This is a genomic window from Vibrio sp. 704, assembly GCF_033339295.1.
In genome coordinates, this window is the sequence record NZ_JAWOUH010000361.1 from 1 (window position 1) to 757 (window position 757).

Annotated in this window: 1 protein-coding gene and 1 pseudogene; both read left to right on the forward strand. The window is 49.3% G+C overall.

Going from position 1 to position 757, the window contains the following annotated elements:
• Nucleotides 1-427: pseudogene (locus tag R7R24_RS26470) on the forward strand (hypothetical protein); the annotation flags it as partial.
• A gap of 9 nt (nt 428-436) precedes the next feature.
• On the forward strand, nt 437-757 hold a 321-nt coding region (locus R7R24_RS26475; protein WP_318120085.1), incomplete at its 3' end, for an ATP-binding cassette domain-containing protein.

The window sequence follows — 757 nt, forward strand, 5'->3', positions numbered from 1 at the left end:
CTTGCAAGGGCGCGATGCGTTTATGCCATGGAACAAGATGAAGTTCACTGAACGCGGGCTTGCCACCATTCAGAAAGGTTTGGATTTAATGGCAAATCAACCTATGCCGACTCAAGAGCAGCAGCGTTTACAAGGGCTACCAGAATATCAATTGGCTACTGCGATGGCGGCCACTACTTACACTTCGCTTCCGGATATGTTTAATCACTTTGAGCGTGGGTACGAGCTGTACCTGACTCTGCTTGATGAACCGAGCTTCAATCAACAACCGTTCGCGGCAACGGCTTGGGTTTACCTTTACGCCATTGAAGCAGCGCTGCGTGCAGAGGACATGGAGCAAGCGCAGAAATGGTTGGCGAAAATGGAAAGTTTCGATAGCACTCACTTAGAAACGCAAACTGCCAAAGCGTTACTGGCTAAACATTAAGGAGGCGTCATGATCGTTTTCAGTCAACTTAGTCGCGATTACACCCTCGGCAGCCAAACCGTACGCGCGTTGCAAGATGTCTCTGGTGAGGTGTTTGCCGGTGAAATGGTGGCGCTGTGTGGGCCTTCCGGCTCAGGAAAAAGTACCTTACTCAATGTGCTTGGCATGTTGGATTCACAATATCAAGGTCAGGTAACGTTTGCTGGTCAACCTTACCCGAGCGGACAAATGCAGGCTGCGAAAATGCGCCGTGAAAAGCTGGGTTTTATATTTCAAAAATTCAATTTGGTGCCAGTGATGACGGCTTTGGAGAACGTCGCTTATCCGTTG